Source organism: Sphingomonas sp. CCH10-B3 (assembly GCF_001556185.1).
GTDB lineage: Bacteria > Pseudomonadota > Alphaproteobacteria > Sphingomonadales > Sphingomonadaceae > Sphingomonas > Sphingomonas aquatica.
This window is the reverse complement of sequence record NZ_LSIJ01000098.1, coordinates 1-1,706: the sequence shown is the minus strand read 5'-3', so window position 1 is coordinate 1,706 and position 1,706 is coordinate 1. Positions and strand designations below refer to the sequence as shown.

Sequence of the window (1,706 nt, the reverse complement as noted above, 5' to 3'; positions counted from 1 at the left end):
CGCACTCCGCTAATTTACGCCGCGACCTGTGCCAAATGTTCTGACGACGGACAGATCGCAATGCCGCAGAGCTTGCGCTGCGCCTGCATGACTTCCACGTCGCCAGCCTCACCGGCGTCTATCCGCTCGCGGCCCTGCTGCTGGCACCGCTCTGGGGCTGGCTCGCGGATCGGATGGATTACCGGATCCTGCTTCGCACAGCTCTCGTCGCTCTCGCATTCGCGACGGCGCCAGTCGGAGCGGTGCCGCTGCCGGCTCTCTATCTGCTCCGCGCGCTGGCGGGCATGGCCGCTGCGGCCATCATCCCGCTGGCGTTGCTGTCCGCGAGCTTCGCGGTTCCCGAGCGCGGCGAGCAGGCGAAGCGCTTTACCTGGCTAACGGGGTTCGTCTTCCTGGGGGACATGATTGGGCCTTTGCTCGCAGAGGGTTCCGCCGCCGTAACTCCCGGCGCACCCCTGCTGATGGTGGCGCTCGGTATCGCTGGCGTCGCCATCCTGCTGTGTTTCGCCCATCTGCCGCCTCGGTGCGTCGCCTGTTCCGAGATTCGCCACCCGCAATCGTCGTCCCGCCCCGCGATCTCGATGCTCTTGCTAATCGCGGTAGTTGGCGGCGGTGGACTCGCGGCCATGCATGTCGCCCTGCTCATCCCGCGCAGCACGGCTGCGCCCGACCGCCAGACGATCGCCTGGATGCTTAGCCTTTGCGGGTTCGCCATGCTCGCCGCCCAGCTGTTCCTCGCAAGAGTCACCTGGCTCGTGACCTCACCCAAACGTCTCGCTGGCATTACCCTTGCCCTGCTCGCGTCGAGCCTCTTCCTGTATTCCCTCAACCTTGCGACTCTTCCTTTGGCCGGCACCATCTTTGTGGCCGGCTGGAGTTCCGCGAGCCTTCGCCTGATCACCAGTTTCTGGATCGGCGGAAACACAGCTCCTTCGGGCTCGAGACTGGGTTTGCAGCATGCGGCGGCCAGCATCGGCCAGGCGCTTGCACCCTTGGCCTTCGCACTGGCATCGCCGCAATATCAACCCGTCATCCTCTGGAGCATCGGCAGCCTCGCGCTGCTTCTCCTGCTTGCTCTGCCCCTTGTCTGGAGAGGGGCGACAACAGAGCAATGATAATGGACGTCGGCAACGGCCACATACTCCACCCGGGTTTCACGAGCGCGACCGCACTGGGTTTTGGCCGCCCTCTGGGCTGCCCGATGCGGAGACCGCGCAGAGTTAGAACCCGAAACAAGGCTAGCAGCCGCACCCTGCGCCGCCTTCGCCGTCCTCGTCACAATCTCCAGGTTCGGCGCATTCGCACAAGCGGTGCAGCGCCTCGAGAACGGGAGTTCGGATGAAGGGTTTCTGGATCACTTCTGCATAGCCGCAAGCTTTGGCCCGCAACCTCAGCTCCTGGTCGCGAGATGCGCAGATGAGGATCGCGGGGCCGTCCCATCCCTTGGCCCTGAACGCGCCGAGCAAGCTGAGACCATCGAGATCCGGCATGTTGTAGTCGGCAATCATGCAGTCGGCGGAGAGAGAAGCCGGATCGGCCAGCAAGGCCGATCCCGACCTGTAGCTGAGCGGTTCATAACCCCGCGCATGCAGCAAGAATTGCAACGAACGGCGGATACTGGCCTCATCGTCGGTGATGAGAACCTTGTAGCGTGTCCCCCGTCAGCACCAATGGCACAGATTTGAGGTTGTGATTTAAGGAGGGTT

At 63.7% G+C, this 1,706-nt stretch carries 2 protein-coding genes; one reads left to right on the top strand and one right to left on the bottom strand.

Features of this window, described 5'->3' with window-relative positions; all coding sequences use genetic code 11:
• Positions 1–77: 77 nt before the first annotated feature.
• The gene (locus AX672_RS15845) at positions 78–1,115 is read left to right on the top strand and encodes an MFS transporter (protein ID WP_168727516.1); all 1,038 of its coding nucleotides are present in this window, start codon (positions 78–80) and stop codon (positions 1,113–1,115) included.
• 123 nt (positions 1,116–1,238) lie between these two features.
• On the opposite strand, the gene AX672_RS15840 is transcribed toward AX672_RS15845, so the two are convergent.
• Positions 1,239–1,637, bottom strand: coding sequence for a response regulator (locus AX672_RS15840; protein WP_082730594.1), 399 nt, complete (start codon positions 1,635–1,637; stop codon positions 1,239–1,241).
• Positions 1,638–1,706: the final 69 nt, after the last annotated feature.